Genomic DNA, 14,013 nt, shown 5'->3' with positions numbered 1-14,013 from the left:
ATGACCGAACCATTCCTCAATCACTCATTCACCACCTTTGATGGCCACCGACGCATAGCAGAGGGGGCATTGCGCACGAACGCTCTGGCGCTCAAGAATGCGCTCGAAAGTGGCTCACCTGGGCCGATCCTGATCTTTGACAATGCTACGGGGCGCACCGTCGAAGTGGACACCCGGGGGACGGACGAGGAGGTCTGCGCCCGCCTGACTGCGCTCTTCCCATCTTATGAGCAACCAGCCGCTGAAGCACCCGCACTGGAGCCTGCAACACCCCGGGGGCGGGGGCGGCCCAAGCTGGGGGTGGTGCCGCGAGAGATCACGCTGCTCCCTCGGCATTGGGAGTGGCTGGATACGCAACCCGGCGGTGCATCCGTGGCTCTGAGAAAACTGGTCGAGGAAGCCCGGCGCCAGAGCAGCGAAAAAGACCAGGTGCGAAGAGCTCTCGAACGCGCCTACCAGTTCATGGTCACCCTTGGCGGCGATCTTCCAGGCTTTGAGGAGGCTTCACGCGCGCTCTTTGCCAATGATGTGATGAAGCTGAAAACCCTCCTCGCCCCCTGGCCCCGGGACGTAGGCGACCATGTGCTGCGGCTTGCCCAAGCTAAACAGGGAGGATCAGAGCCATGATGGCCGCCCCGGCATCCGGACCTTATCTCGCGCCGACGCAGCAGTCGGGTCGTGAGTTCGTCAGGAGAGGCATGCAAGGCGAGGTCATCATGCTGAACCTGCTGCGCTTTCGTGAAACAGCCGACTACTCCGCTGCTCCTGAGCTGGCCCCCGACAGCCCCATCCGTGGTGCGGAGGCTTTTGACCGCTACATTAGCCACACCCTGCCTTTTCTGCGCCAAAGTGGGGGAGATCTCATGTTCCTCGGTGCGGGTGGCTCGTTGCTCATCGGCCCTGAGCATGAGAGGTGGGATCTGGTCATGCTGGTGCGCCAGAGCAGTGCGGAGGCGTTCCTGTCTTTCGCGGAAAATCCAGACTGCATGGCCGGCCTCGGCCACCGGACCGCTGCCGTTGAGGACTCCCGCCTGCTGCCCCTGAGTCAGATCAGCAGCTTTGACGGCAGCATCAACTAAATGCCAGGCATTATTTAAATACATGTCAGTTAACTAACTGGCGTCTAATGGGTTGCGATACATTGAATCTGCTAAATTAGGTGCGTGAAACAGCATCGGCACGGCGACTGCCTGACATGAAGTAAAGCTCCAGCCCACAATAGATAGCCGTTGTTGCAGCGGTCTGTTCTGGTTCACACCGGAGTTTCAGGCTCCCAATTCAGTGCCGCAATTCGGACAGGCCACCCAGCCTTGCCGAATGCCGTAGCCGCAGCGGGAACAATCCGCGACGACTCGCATGGAATGTGCAGGATCAAATTTGGTCTCAGGCACAGGTTCGCGAAGCAGTTCTTCCGACCACGGGGTGCTTTTCCAATAGACCCCATGCCAGATGTTGCATTTGCAGATGGCGCTCACGCGTTTGCCTGAGGGGAGCACCAGGGTCACTTCGTAAAACGTGTCGTTCCTATCCCCGCCGCCATGGAAGGGCAGCCATTGGATGCTGATGAGCTTCGCCTTCAGCTTGTAGACCTCTGTCCGGATGGAGGACTTGTGCGCCCCCATGGCCAGCCAATGGCAGAAAATGACGATGGCAATCACCGGAATGATCAGCCAACCCGAGTCGTGGGACGAAGTTTGGGCGAGGTGCACGAGGGGGATGGTATGGTGAATTCCATGGGCCTCGATTCCATATTGGAGCCGTATTCGCACTCAGTGGTCAGATCCTGAAAGGCTGGGACCCTGTTGGGAGGGAGCGAAATTTGGCGCTCATGGATGTCTGGTTGCATCCCGCGGCGGCTTCGCCTAGATGCGGGGTAGATCAACCATGCCCCACGCCCTTCTTCTCAAATTTCCTGGAACCAATTGCGATGCCGAAACCGCTCGTGCTTTGGAGGCGGCGGGTTTTACAGCGGAGGTGCTGCCAGTGGCCTTGCTGGAAGCAAGCTCTCTCGACAAGGCGCAGATGATCGTGTTCTCCGGCGGCTTCAGCTACGGTGACTACGTGATGTCCGGCCGCATCGCCCAGCTCATCACGAAATCGAAGCTCGGCGACCAGTTGAAAACCTTCGTGGACAAGGGCGGCTATGCTCTGGGCATCTGCAATGGCTTCCAAATTTTGACCCAGCTCGACCTTCTGCCGAAAGGCAGCCTGATCCACAACACCAGCGGCAAGTTCATCTGCCGCTGGGTGGGCCTGAAAAAGACCAAGGGCAAGGCCAGCCCGTATCTGAGCAAGCTGCCTGAGAATTTCGAACTGCCCGTGGCCCATGCGGAAGGCCGTCTCGTCACCGAAGGCGATGCCGCCGCCGGCTATGTGAAGTCCGGCCATGCCGCGCTGCTTTACGCGACCAATGTGAACGGCTCCACGAATGCCATTGCCGGTCTACAGGATGACACGGGCCGTGTGTTTGGCCTGATGCCGCACCCGGAACGCTTCATTTTCAAGAGCCAGCATTACGATCCAGATTGGAACGGCGACACCCAGTACGGCTGGGGACATTACCTGTTCCAGTCGGCCCGTGAGGCGCTGAACTAAGCCCTTTGGGCTAGGGAATCGACTGGATTTATGTCCAGTATTTATGGTTAATGTGTTCTGATGTGAATGTTTTCGTTTGTAATAATATGGTATTTATATAAAATACATATTAATTACTTAGATTCATGAAATCAGACTCCTTGCCGACCTCTTCACATTCCAGTGCTCGCACGACTCAGCTGGCTCTGGCCCTGATTCTCATGCTCTCCGGCTTTTGTTCGCTGGTGTATCAGACGGTGTGGCTGCGTGAGTTCCGGCTCGTGTTTGGCGGGGCAGCCCCGGCAGCTGCTGCTGTCATGGCGGTATTCATGGGGGGACTGGGATTTGGCGGCAAACTGTTCGGCTCCTGGGTGGAGCGCGTGGGGCGGCCGTTTCGGTTTTATGCCAGGCTTGAGGTGGGCATCGCCATCGCGGCGGTGGCTTCTCCCACGCTGCTTGGTCTGGCACGTTCGCTGTATTTGAAGACGGGAGGCACCGCAGGAATGGGCCTCGCTCCGGCGACCTGCCTGCAACTGCTCATGACCGCACTGGTGCTGGGCGTGCCGTGCTTCCTGATGGGGGGCACCTTGCCAGCGGCGATGAAGTTTGCCCAGCGCGATGACGATCCGCGACGTTCGACCACCGCTTTTTTCTACGGCATCAACATCGCCGGGGCGGTGAGCGGGGCGCTCCTGAGCACTTTCTGGCTGCTGCCCACGCTGGGAAACAAAGGGGCGCTGACCATCGCTGTTCTTGCGAATCTCGGCATCGCCCTCGCTGCGGGTGCCATCTCGATGGTACAGGAAAAAGAGCCACGGCAACCTGCACCGGTGGACGAAACACTGCCTGAGGAAAAAGTGGGTGCAAAAGCACCGGCTGCCTTTGTGCTGGCTGCCGCCTTCATGAGCGGCTTCACCTTTTTCGTGGCCGAGCTGGTGTGGTACCGCATCTCCACGCCGCTGCTCGGTGGCTCGGTCTATGGGTTTGGTCTTGTGCTGTGCGTGGTGCTCGCTGGCATGGGCATCGGCGGGCTGCTGTATGCGCTGATTTTGAAAAAAGCGGAGCCAAGCATCGCAGGCTTCACCATCGTCTCAGCCCTGCAGGCGCTGGCCATTTTGCTGCCCTTCGCGCTGGGGGATCGCATCGCGCATCTGGCGCTGATTTTGAATGACAGCCTGCGCGGAGTTGGCCTCGGTGAAATGGCCATGGGCTGGGCGGTCGTCATGGGCACGCTGGCGTTCCTGCCTTCGCTGCTCAGCGGCATCCAGTTTCCGCTGCTCGTGTCCTTGCTTGGCCGTGGCAATGCGGGGGTGGGGCAGCAGCTTGGGCGTGCCTATCTCTGGAACACCTTCGGCTCCATCACCGGATCGTTGCTCGGCGGTTTCCTGCTGGTGCCGCTGCTCGGGCTGAAAGGTTGCTGGCTGCTCGCCGCGCTGCTGGTGGCTGCCATGTCCGCCGCATCGCTGTGGCTGCAGCTGCGCCGCCGGGAAGGGGCTGCTGGCAGCTTTGCCGACCGCTTCACTTGGAATGGCCGCATGGCGCTCGCGGCGCTCTTTGTCTGCGGATTTTTCGCCTTTGGCACCATAGGGCCCACGGCGGTGTGGATGCACACGCCCATCGGCTACGGCCGTGTCTCACGGGAGGAGTACCGCTCGGCGCTCGGTCTGGAAACCTGGCAGCGCAATGCGCGTCGTTCGCTGGTGCAGGCTTACGATGGCCGGGAGACGAGCGTCGCTGTCGTCGGCGGCATGCAGTATTCGTTTTTGACCAATGGCAAGAGTGATGGCTCCGCCGTGGGCGATGCCGCCACGCAGGTCATGCTCGGCATCACGGGGGCTATTTTGCATCCGAATCCGCAGAACGCCTGCGTCGTGGGGCTCGGCACGGGCACCACCGCAGGCTGGCTGGCGGATGTTCCCGGCATGCTGCGCGTGGATGTCCTCGAACTCGAAGAGGAAATCCGCAAGGTCGCAAAGTTTTTCGATCCCGTGAGCCGCAACGCGATGCAGAACCCGCGCATCAACAACATCACTGGAGATGCACGGGAGTTTCTCCTGACCAAAGGAGAGAATTACGATCTCATCGTTTCCGAGCCCTCCAATCCCTGCCGGGCAGGCGTGGCCAATCTCTACACACGCGAGTTCTACGAGAACGCCAGCCAGCGCCTGACGCGCAACGGCATCTTCTGCCAGTGGCTGCAGGGTTACGAAGCCGAGCCCGGCACCATCACCACCGTCATCAGCACGCTGCGGAAGGTCTTCCCGAAAGTCGAGGTCTGGGCCACGCAGAGCGTGGACATGCTGCTGATCTGCACAAATGACGAGGCGCCCTGGCAGCTCGAATCCCTGCGCAAGCGAGTCAAACTGGAGCCGATGGCCGAGGCGCTGCGGCGCTTTTGGAAAACGGACAACGCTGAAGGTTTCCTGACCGGATGCCTGGCCAACAGCGACTACTGCACAGCACTGGCGGCTTCCTCCAAAGCGGTGAACACCGATGACATGAACGGCCTGGAGTTCAGCTTTGCCCGCAGTGTGGCCAAGCAAACGAACTGCTCGTATGATCTCGTTCGAGCCGCCACGCGTGCAGGCTGCTATCTGCCCAAGGTCGATGCGGCCATCGACATGCCGCGCTACCTTGCAGAGCGTGTGCACACGCCGGGCCGTTTGTGGGAGTCCGCCTCCGCCGAGGTGCTTTCCGCTGATACACCTGCGGAGGTTCGTGGACGTGTGGATTCTTTGAAGATGTTCTGGAAGCAGAATTACGCCGGCTACCTGGCCGCCCCCATGCCCGCCGCACCCGTGCTGGCAGACCGCATCCTTCAGGCCTTTGCCAAGGCGCACACCGGGGCGCCAGATGCGTTTGCAGCCATTGATGCCATTAAAACGCTCTCCGCAGCGGACGCCCACTTTTTGAAGGCCATCGCCAGTCACGTGCGGAAGCAGCCGGCCGAGGTGCTTGTCCACATTGAACAGGGGCTCGACAGCCTCATGACCTCGCCATGGTGCCGCATTCCCCTGGTGGGTGAGGCGGTGACCCTCCTCGGCGAACTCGCCCGCTCCAAAGCCGTGGTGCAGGATCCGCGCTTCCTTGTCATCTTTGACAAGCTGCGCCGAGACTATCCCGTGCATGTCGCACGTACCGTCATGCTGGGAATGCGCTGTGAGATGGCCATGCACCTGAAAGTGCCGCAGCAGCTCGCCGCGATTGACAGCTTGGGCCTGCCCTATCCCTGGCATGGCCGCGCGCTGGCCCTGCGCGTCAGCGCCTTCATGCAGGCGAATGACCCACGCTTGGAAACGGCCATGACAGACATGAACCGCTTCCTGGATCAAGGCGGCATCATCGGCGGTGAAGCCCCTCCGTTTGTCGTCCAGGTGAAGCGGCCCGTGCCTGCTCTCGCGCCGGTGCAGCCGATGGTGATCGGGGCCCAGGCTGGCGAGTGATTTTCTGCGAGCGTGAGATCGTGGCAATTTCATGCGGTTGCGACCGTATGAATCTGTCCCCCTGAATGTCATTTCTCGCCTCGCATCCTGTACTCCGTCTTCTCGCCTCGCCCCAGCACCTGTGGCGCACCCTCTCGCTGGGCATCAAGACCATCTGGCTGCACAAGCTGCGCTCTTTCCTGACGGCGCTCGGCGTGGTGTTTGGCGTGGCCTCCGTGGTGGCCATGCTTGCCATTGGCGAAGGCGCAAGCCACGAGGCGCAGGAGCAGATCCGCAAGCTGGGCAGCCAGAACATCATCCTGCACAGCGTCAAACCACCCGATGGGCAGGGCTCCAGCGGGGAGTCGCGCAGCATGATCAGCGAATACGGCATCACCCTGCGCGACATCGAGCAGATCCGCCAGACCGTGCCCGGCATCCGCATCGTCGTCCCCAGCCGCTACATTTCGGAAAACATCTGGAATCTGGACCGCAGCGTGGACGGCCACGTTATGGGCGTACTGCCCGTCTATCCCGAGATGCGCAACCGCCGCATCCTGCAGGGGCGCTTTTTCAATGACATGGAAATGAAGGACAACCTGGCTGTCTGTGTCATCAATGAATCCGTCGCCGCGCGCCTCTTCCAGCTCTCCACTCCCGTGGGCAAATCCGTGCGTGTGAAAGGGTTTTACTACAAGGTCATCGGCATCATTCAGGATGAAGGCGCCGCCGTTGGCACGGATGCTTCCGGTGGTGATCATTCGGCCCAGGCTCAGGCGCAGATCATGATTCCTTTCACCACCCTGATGGATCAATACGGCGAGGTCTTCTACCGCTTCCGCACCGGCAGCTTTGAGGCCGAGAAGGTGCAGTTTCATGAGGCCGTGATGCGCGTCGATGACGTGAACATGGTGGAAAGCCGCGCCGAGGCCATCCGCCATCTCATGACCAGCAATCACAAAAAGGAAGACTGGCGCATCATCGTCCCCGTGGAGCTGCTCAAGCAGGCGGAGCGCACCAAGCAGATCTTCAGCATCGTGCTCGGCAGCATCGCCGCGATTTCACTCCTCGTCGGCGGCATCGGCATCATGAACATCATGCTCGCCAGCGTCACTGAGCGCACCCGCGAGATCGGCATCCGCCGCGCCCTCGGCGCACGGCAGAACGACATCGTCGTGCAGTTCCTCATCGAGACCGTCCTGCTCGCGGGTGTCGGCGGCGTCCTCGGCGTGGCCCTCGGCCTCAGCATCCCGCTCGCCGTGACCAAATTCGCCGGCGTCACCACCGTCATCAAGATGTGGTCACCCATCCTCGCCTTCTCCATCTCCGTCCTCACCGGCATCGCCTTTGGGATTTATCCCGCCAGACGCGCCGCCATGATGAATCCGGTGGAGGCGCTGAGGCATAATTAGAGGGGGGATTATGACAACCTATGCAAAAACAGCGCTACAAGCTGTGAAGCTGTATTACAACAAAGCGGCGGGTAATCCCTCGGCAGCGTGGAAAATGGCTGCCGAGATATGTGTGCCAACATTAGAGGGGCGAAAAAAAGGATGTCCCAAGGGGGCTTTTCTAGGACTCTGCGAAGAAGGCTGGGTGATTGATGTGACTTCGGGCAATTACACGAAGTCCAAGCTCAACAAGAACCACGCGGTTCAAGCCGTGAGATTGCTTCGTTCTAATCCACATTTAGCAAATGATGTCGCGGCACTATGGGGTGAAGTCATGCGCGGTGGCGATGATGAAAACAAACGCCACAACCAGCAGATGGATGTAGTTGTAGCGCTTTGGAATGCGAAATTGATTACACAGCCTGATTGAACAAGTGGTCGCGGCTGAGATGCAATGCTTACCGCCTCCGCCTCTTATTGCAGGTGCGGGCTCTCGCAACTTTGGCGAAGAAGGAACCATTCGAGGGAGGCGTCTTCGACATGGATTCGTTGAGGCTCATGGTTCGCTGTAGTTCTCGGGCAGGTTCTTGATCAACTGGTCAAAGTCCGACTCGAACAGCCGGTCTTGCACGATGCGGTATTTATCAAACTCACTTTCAGCGTGGGTCTTTGCCAGTTCCGCTGTCACTTTTCCTGCATCCTGCAGGATTTCCCGATCCCAAAGTTGCAAGAATCCACTCAAGCGCTTTTCCCAGTCCTCCATGGTCATTGGCATTTTTCGCAGGGCATGCATTTCGGCCATGTCGAGATAGGCCGAGACAATGCGCTGCATCTGCCCCAGTTCGAACTCCGAGAGGTAGTTCTTCGCAATGGAAACATCGTATCGATGGATTTTCCCTTTAGGGGCGCCTTCCCAGTTGGTCAGCCCCATGTGTTCTTGCGTGTGGTTCGCGCGGTCCACAATCAATTCAGCCGCCGTCTGACCGTGCACGGCGTAGTGCATTTTGTTTTGAACTGCTGCAAAGAAGCGCTTCGTTGCCGTTGCGGAAGGGTCGTAATCCAGCGCGGTGGCATAGATGTCGGTGATCTTCTGGTAGAACTTGCGCTCGCTCAGGCGGATTTCCCGAATCTTTTCGAGCTGGCGCTCGAAGAACTCATCCGTCAGGTTGCCGCCATGCTTGAGACGTTCAGCATCCATGGTCCAGCCTTGGATCGTGTAGTCCTTGACGATCTGGTTGGCCCACTTGCGGAACTGAACGGCGCGCTCGTTTTCAATCTTAAAGCCAACGGCGATGATTGCATGCAGGCTGTAGTGCTTTGTCTGGTAGCCCTTGCCGTCGGCGGCAGTTGTTAAGTATTGCTTAACAACTGAAGATTCTTCCAGTTCGTTGTCACTGAAAATGCGCTTCAGGTGCTGGTTGATGGCAGGGACAGAGACATCGTAAAGCCCTGCCATCATCTTCTGCGTCAACCAGATGTTTTCATCTTCATAACGCATTTCGATGCTGGCTTCCGAGTTGCCGCTGGCAGCTACAAAGGTGAGGTATTCCGCCGCCGAGGAGCGCACCAGCGAGACGGCGGCGTTCTTTTTGGAACGACCGCCGGGAGTGGGTTTGTTTTTGCTCATGGTTTCATCTCGGGTCGTGAACTCTCTGGAGACTCCGAAGGGTTGCTTTTCGTGCCATGTGGGGATTCTGCCGATGAAAGCGTGGGGGAAATCCGTGGCAAGAATTTACTGTGCAGGAAATGACGGTTCCCTCACACCCGCTCCGCCTTGTGCTTCGCGAAGATGGCGAGGCAGTGGTCGCGTTCTTCGTGGTGATCGACCATGGGAAGGGGGTAGCCTTTGGCCAGGGGGAGGCCGGGGGCGGGGGGCTTGTGGAGGAGTTCGGCGGGGACGTTTTTGAGCTCGGGAACCCACTGTTTGATGTAGGTGCCGTCGGGATCAAAGCGGACGCTTTGCAGCCAGGGATTCTGGATGCGGAAGTAGGGGGCGGCATCAGCGCCGGTGCCGGCGGACCATTGCCAGCCGCCGTTGTTGCTGGCGTTGTCGCCATCCACGAGCTGCTGCATGAAGAAGGCTTCGCCGAGGCGCCAGTCGCAGTGCAGATCCTTGGTGAGGAACATGGCGGTGATCATGCGGAGGCGGTTGTGCATGAGGCCGGTGTGCAGGAGCTGGTGCATGCCGGCATCCACGATGGGGAAGCCGGTGGTGCCGGTGGCCCATCGCTGGAAATCAGCCTTGCTGCCGGGCCAGGGGAGACCCTGCCAGTCGGGGGCGAATTCCTGCTCAAAGACGTGTGGGTAATGCCAGAGGATGGCGACGTAGAATTCACGCCACGCGAGTTCTTTGACGTAGGTCTGGACGGAGGGCTGCGCGGCGGTGGTGCTGGCCAGGCAGCGCTGGTAGATCTCGCGGATGCTGAGGAGGCCAAAGCGCAGATCCTGGCTGAGCAGGGACGTGGTCTGTCCGGCGGGGATGTTGCGCTGCGCGCCGTAGCCGTTGAGGATGCCGGACTCGATGAAGAGCTTCAGGCGATCACGTGCGGCGCGTTCACCCGGGGCGGGGGGCTGGGCGGTGCAGGGGGGCAGGTCCCAATGCGCGAGCGTGGGGGGCGGCAGGCTGCTGAGGGCGGCGTCCGCCGGAGGGCCGAGTGAGGTGATGCGGCCCTGCGGTGCGGTCTTGGGCAGATTGAGCCAGTTCTTGGAATAGGGCGTGTAAACGCGGTAGGGCTGCCCACCGCCGGTGAGGACGGCTTCGGGTTCATGGAGAACGCTGTCCTGGTAGGAGTGGCACTCGATGCCGAGGCGTGCGCAGAGCGCCTGGACTTTCGCCTCCATGGCGCGACCGAAGATGTCGTAGTCGCGATTGAAATACACGGCTTCGGCGTGGGTCTCGCGGATGAGGCGCTCCAGCTCGGCATCGGCGCTGCCGCTGCGCAGGATGAGCCGGCTGCCGAGGGTGGTCAGATTTTTGGACAGGGACTCAAGACAGCCGCAGAGGAACTGCTGGCGATTCGGGCCGGTCCAGCCGTGTTTCTCTTTCCAATCGCTGAGAATGTAAACTGGAATGACCTGGTCAGCGGCCTGGGCGGCGTGGTGCAGGGCGGTGTTGTCAGTGAGGCGGAGATCGCGGCGAAACCAGTGGAGTACAGTGCGGGGCATGTAAAAAAAGGGGAGAGCGGCACAAGATACGGTCAGGATCGGACAAAGGGTGATGTGAATGTTTGCAGCATCCGCCATCAGGTTCATGATGAATATTTCACTGAGCTGCCGTTACTAAAAGCGCCATATCATTCCCCCAACCCTGAACTTGATCCCATGTCTTCGAATTCGCCTGAGACCGACGAACCGAAATCTTTAACCGCCGCCTGGATTGCCACGATACTCCTCATCGTGGTGTATGTGGTCGGTCTGCTGATCTTCCCGCCGCTGTATGATGCGCCCAAGGGGGACGCCTCCAGCACCGTGCTTTTCATCGGCCGCTTCCACCCCATCTTTCTGCATCTGCCGGTGGGGATACTGGCGCTGCTGTGCCTCTTCGAACTGATCTGCTCCACCCGGCGTGGCGAGCAGAAATTTGGCGAAGCCTCCCTGCTGATGCTGGTGCTCGGCTCGGCGGGTGCGATTTTGGCGGTGTTTGCCGGCATCATGCTGTCACGCGAAGGCGGGTATGTGGGCGGTAATTTCAGCCTGCATCAGACGATGGGGCTGCTTGGCACAGCAGGTGTTTTGATCTCTCTGGTGGTGCGCCTCATAGGAATGGCCCGTGGCAGCATGGAACTGCTGAACGCCTACCGTGCGGTTTACTTCGTCAGCTTTGGCATCATGGGCCTCGGCGCGCACTTCGGTGGCAATATCAGCCACGGGAACAAATTCCTCATCGAGAATGCGCCCGATTGGTTCAAAGTCCCCATGGTGGCCACCGAGAAGTTCCTGCTGGGTTTTGTGGAAAAAACCAAGGCGGGAAAAGCCACGCCTCCGGTCGATTCCACGCCACCCGTCACTCCCGCGCCCCCTGCAGAAGTGAAGCCCGAGGACAAACCCGTGGTGATGGACAAAGGCACCACGCCTCCGTCGCCTGCCCCCACGCCTCCAACGCCCCCTCCTGGCGGCGATGAAAAGCTCGTCTTCCAGCACGTCATTCTCCCGGTCCTCACCGCGAAGTGCAACAAGTGCCACAGCGAGGAGAAGTCGAAGGGCGACCTGCGCATGGACACCTACGAGATGGCCATCAAAGGCGGCGAGAACGGCAAGAATTTCGTGGCTGGCAATCTGAAGGACAGCCTCAGCATCGTGCGCATCCTGCTGCCTGACAGCGATGACGAACACATGCCGCCTGAAGGCAAGGACCAGCTCACTCCGGAGGAGATCGTGCTCCTGAAATGGTGGGTGGAGCAGGGGGCCAGCGGCACCCAGACGGTCAAAGAGGCGAAATTCCCTGCCGAGCTTCAGGCCACTGTTGATGGAATTCTGAAAGGCTAGTCCAATTCACGCCTTTTGTTGCCTGTACCATTTCTGCCGAAAATCTGTCTCATTCATGAAACCAACCTCCCTCCTCTTCGCCCTGGCTCTGGCCTTCACCGCGCATGCCGCCGATGACAAAGCCGCCGCAGATCCCGCTGTCGCCGCTGCGATGCAGAAAGTGAACGCCACCGGTGCTTCATTGATGCCCGTCGCCGCTGACGCGAAGACCTTCCGTTTCACCGCGCTCAATGTGGCCAAGGAGTTCGGGGATGCCGGGCTCGAACCGCTGGTGCCAATCGCCGACAAAATCGCATCGCTCGACATCGCGCGCAGCAAGGTGACGGACGGCGGTCTCAAGGCCCTGGCCGGCATGAAGAACCTCAAGGAGCTGCACCTCGAAGGCACAGCCATCAGCGATGCCGGGATCGATCAGCTCAAGGGCCTCGCGGAGCTCGAATACATCAACCTCTACAACACCAAGGTCACGGATGCAGGCCTCGCCAAACTCGCCGGACTCGGCAAGCTCAAGGCCATCTACCTCTGGCAGAGCGGTGTGACCAAGGCCGGCGTGGCCGCTTTGAAAGCGAAGCTGCCCAAGGCCCACATCAACACTGGCTGGACCGCCGAGGATGATGCCAAGCCCACCGCCGTGGTCGCGGCTGCCGCACCGGCCGCTGCACCTGCCAAGCCCGCTGCCACACCGGCACCTGCCGCCGCCAAACCCGCCGCTGCGCCTGCCGCCGCACCTGCTGCGGGTGGCAAGCTGGACCCCGCCATCGCCGCGAAGGCCGTGCTTTATAAGGACGTCGTCGCTTCCATCATGAGCGCGAAGTGCACCGCCTGCCACGGTGTGGAAAAGAAGAAGGGCAAGCTTCAGCTTCACGACTACGCCGCCATTTTGAAAGGCGGCAGCGATGGCGCGACGACCGTGATCGCCAAGAACACCAAGGACAGCCTCCTGCTGGTCCGCGCCAATCTGCCGAAGGATGACGACGACCACATGCCGCCGAGCGATGAGCCGCAGCTCACGAAGGAAGAGATCGCCGTGCTCAAGTGGTGGATTGAAACCGGTGCCTCCGAAACCGCCACCGTGGCTTCTTTGAAAGCTCCGGCGGATGTCGAAGGCGCGCTGGCCGTGCTGCTTGCCAAAGGCCTGCCAAAAACCGAGACCGTGGCCAAGGTGACCAAGCCCAAGGCCAAGCCGCTCACCGATGCGGAGAAGAAGCAGGTGGCGGAGATTTCTGCCAAGATGCAGGCCCTCAACGCCTCGCTCATGCCGCTGGCGCAGGACACCGAGCAGCTTCGTCTTGGCGTGATCAATGCCGCTGACAAATTTGGCGACAAGGAACTCGCGCTGCTGGCCCCCATCGCCACGCAGATTCTCTGGGTCGATCTCTCCCGAAGCCAGGTCACCGATGCCGCCATGGAAACACTGGCGAAGATGACCAACCTCGAGCGCCTGCACCTTGAGAACACCAAGATCACCGATGCGGGGATCGCCAAACTCGGTGCGCTGCCCAACCTCGAATACCTGAACATCTACGGCACCAAGACCACGGATGGCGGCATCGCCAAGCTGGCTTCCGCCAAGGGGTTGAAGAAGTTGTTTGTGTGGGAAACGGGAGTGACGCAGGCCGGAGCCAAGGCGCTCGAAGGCCAGGTGCCGGGCCTCAAGGTGAACGTCGGCCTCTCGGCGGCAGAGATCGCCAAACTCACCGCTCCTCCTCCAGCGCCGCCCGCACCACCCGCGAAACCCGCCGCCGCCCCGGCGAAACCCGCCGCTGCACCCGCAAAGCCCGCTGCCGCACCTGCCACGCCTCCAGCCACTCCTGCGAAACCCGCCGCTGCTCCTGCCACACCTGCGGCAGGCAGTGACGTCATCAAGACAGTCATGAAGCAGTTCCACAAAGGCGATGCCGCCCTCTGCAAAAAGGTGGGCACGACCGCCACCGATGCGGAGCTGGCCACACTGCTCAAAGCCTATCAAGACATGTGCGCCGCCACACCGCCGAAAGGTGACAAGGCCGCATGGGTCACCAAATGTCAGGCACTCATCGGTGCGGTGAAAAAGGTGCAGGCAAAAGACGTTGCCGGAGCCGCCGCCTACAAGGCCGCAGTGAACTGCAAAGCCTGCCACACCGACCACAAGGGCGCGTGAG

General features: G+C 60.3%; 11 protein-coding genes. 8 read left to right on the top strand and 3 right to left on the bottom strand.

All coding sequences use genetic code 11. From position 1 onward, the window contains the following. A complete protein-coding gene (locus AC24GY_RS27500) occupies nucleotides 1-627 on the top strand; it encodes a DUF2239 family protein (RefSeq protein WP_487689590.1) in 627 nt (208 codons plus the stop codon). Continuing rightward, a complete protein-coding gene (locus AC24GY_RS27495) occupies nucleotides 627-1,079 on the top strand; it encodes a DUF1330 domain-containing protein (protein ID WP_487689637.1) in 453 nt (150 codons plus the stop codon). Before AC24GY_RS27500 ends, AC24GY_RS27495 begins: the two co-directional genes overlap by 1 nt. Nucleotides 1,080-1,265: 186 nt before the next feature. Here the strand turns inward: AC24GY_RS27495 and AC24GY_RS27490 are convergent, their stop codons facing one another. Further along, on the bottom strand, nucleotides 1,266-1,709 hold the full coding sequence (locus tag AC24GY_RS27490) for a zinc-ribbon domain-containing protein (RefSeq protein ID WP_487689587.1): 444 nt from the start codon (nucleotides 1,707-1,709) through the stop codon (nucleotides 1,266-1,268). A 175-nt stretch (nucleotides 1,710-1,884) separates the two neighbouring features. On the opposite strand from AC24GY_RS27490, the gene purQ reads away from it, so the two are divergent. The 4 genes from purQ to AC24GY_RS27470 all read left to right on the top strand — a co-directional run bounded on the left by purQ (nucleotide 1,885) and on the right by AC24GY_RS27470 (nucleotide 7,817). Then, entirely contained in the window at nucleotides 1,885-2,595 is a 711-nt protein-coding gene (gene purQ, locus AC24GY_RS27485; protein WP_397385460.1) for a phosphoribosylformylglycinamidine synthase I, read from the top strand. A 125-nt stretch (nucleotides 2,596-2,720) separates the two neighbouring features. Next, nucleotides 2,721-6,017, top strand: a complete 3,297-nt coding sequence (locus AC24GY_RS27480) for a spermidine synthase (protein ID WP_487689583.1) — start codon at nucleotides 2,721-2,723, stop codon at nucleotides 6,015-6,017. 65 nt (nucleotides 6,018-6,082) lie between these two features. Further along, on the top strand, nucleotides 6,083-7,408 hold the full coding sequence (locus AC24GY_RS27475) for an ABC transporter permease (RefSeq protein ID WP_487689580.1): 1,326 nt from the start codon (nucleotides 6,083-6,085) through the stop codon (nucleotides 7,406-7,408). A gap of 10 nt (nucleotides 7,409-7,418) precedes the next feature. Continuing rightward, nucleotides 7,419-7,817, top strand: a complete 399-nt coding sequence (locus AC24GY_RS27470; protein WP_487689577.1) for a DUF6979 family protein — start codon at nucleotides 7,419-7,421, stop codon at nucleotides 7,815-7,817. A gap of 126 nt (nucleotides 7,818-7,943) precedes the next feature. Here the strand turns inward: AC24GY_RS27470 and AC24GY_RS27465 are convergent, their stop codons facing one another. Both AC24GY_RS27465 and AC24GY_RS27460 read right to left on the bottom strand, forming a co-directional pair. Further along, nucleotides 7,944-9,014: a virulence RhuM family protein gene (locus tag AC24GY_RS27465; RefSeq protein WP_487689573.1), complete on the bottom strand. Its 1,071-nt coding sequence runs from the start codon at nucleotides 9,012-9,014 to the stop codon at nucleotides 7,944-7,946. A 131-nt stretch (nucleotides 9,015-9,145) separates the two neighbouring features. Beyond that, nucleotides 9,146-10,552 carry a cryptochrome/photolyase family protein gene (locus AC24GY_RS27460; RefSeq protein ID WP_487689570.1) on the bottom strand — a complete coding sequence of 469 codons (1,407 nt, stop codon included), beginning with the start codon at nucleotides 10,550-10,552 and terminating at the stop codon, nucleotides 9,146-9,148. Between the two features lie 156 nt (nucleotides 10,553-10,708). Between AC24GY_RS27460 and AC24GY_RS27455 the strand changes: the two genes are divergently transcribed. Both AC24GY_RS27455 and AC24GY_RS27450 read left to right on the top strand, forming a co-directional pair. Continuing rightward, entirely contained in the window at nucleotides 10,709-11,872 is a 1,164-nt protein-coding gene (locus tag AC24GY_RS27455; protein ID WP_487689567.1) for a c-type cytochrome domain-containing protein, read from the top strand. 55 nt (nucleotides 11,873-11,927) lie between these two features. Further along, nucleotides 11,928-14,012, top strand: coding sequence for a leucine-rich repeat domain-containing protein (locus AC24GY_RS27450; RefSeq protein WP_487689565.1), 2,085 nt, complete (start codon nucleotides 11,928-11,930; stop codon nucleotides 14,010-14,012). Nucleotide 14,013 lies beyond the last annotated feature (1 nt).

This window comes from Prosthecobacter sp. Pr1 (assembly GCF_057652315.1).
Note: the sequence above shows the minus strand (reverse complement) of the source record. Positions and strands in the feature narration are given on the sequence as shown.

What these genes read in the sequence shown, in the direction of transcription:
- AC24GY_RS27450 (WP_487689565.1), top strand. Translation starts at nt 11,928, where the DNA reads ATGAAACCAACCTCCCTCCTCTTCGCCCTGGCTCTGGCCTTCACCGCG.
- AC24GY_RS27470 (WP_487689577.1), top strand. Translation starts at nt 7,419, where the DNA reads ATGACAACCTATGCAAAAACAGCGCTACAAGCTGTGAAGCTGTATTAC.
- AC24GY_RS27500 (WP_487689590.1), top strand. Translation starts at nt 1, where the DNA reads ATGACCGAACCATTCCTCAATCACTCATTCACCACCTTTGATGGCCAC.
- purQ (WP_397385460.1), top strand. Translation starts at nt 1,885, where the DNA reads ATGCCCCACGCCCTTCTTCTCAAATTTCCTGGAACCAATTGCGATGCC.
- AC24GY_RS27480 (WP_487689583.1), top strand. Translation starts at nt 2,721, where the DNA reads ATGAAATCAGACTCCTTGCCGACCTCTTCACATTCCAGTGCTCGCACG.
- AC24GY_RS27455 (WP_487689567.1), top strand. Translation starts at nt 10,709, where the DNA reads ATGTCTTCGAATTCGCCTGAGACCGACGAACCGAAATCTTTAACCGCC.
- AC24GY_RS27460 (WP_487689570.1), bottom strand. Translation starts at nt 10,552, where the DNA reads ATGCCCCGCACTGTACTCCACTGGTTTCGCCGCGATCTCCGCCTCACT.
- AC24GY_RS27475 (WP_487689580.1), top strand. Translation starts at nt 6,083, where the DNA reads ATGTCATTTCTCGCCTCGCATCCTGTACTCCGTCTTCTCGCCTCGCCC.
- AC24GY_RS27495 (WP_487689637.1), top strand. Translation starts at nt 627, where the DNA reads ATGGCCGCCCCGGCATCCGGACCTTATCTCGCGCCGACGCAGCAGTCG.
- AC24GY_RS27465 (WP_487689573.1), bottom strand. Translation starts at nt 9,014, where the DNA reads ATGAGCAAAAACAAACCCACTCCCGGCGGTCGTTCCAAAAAGAACGCC.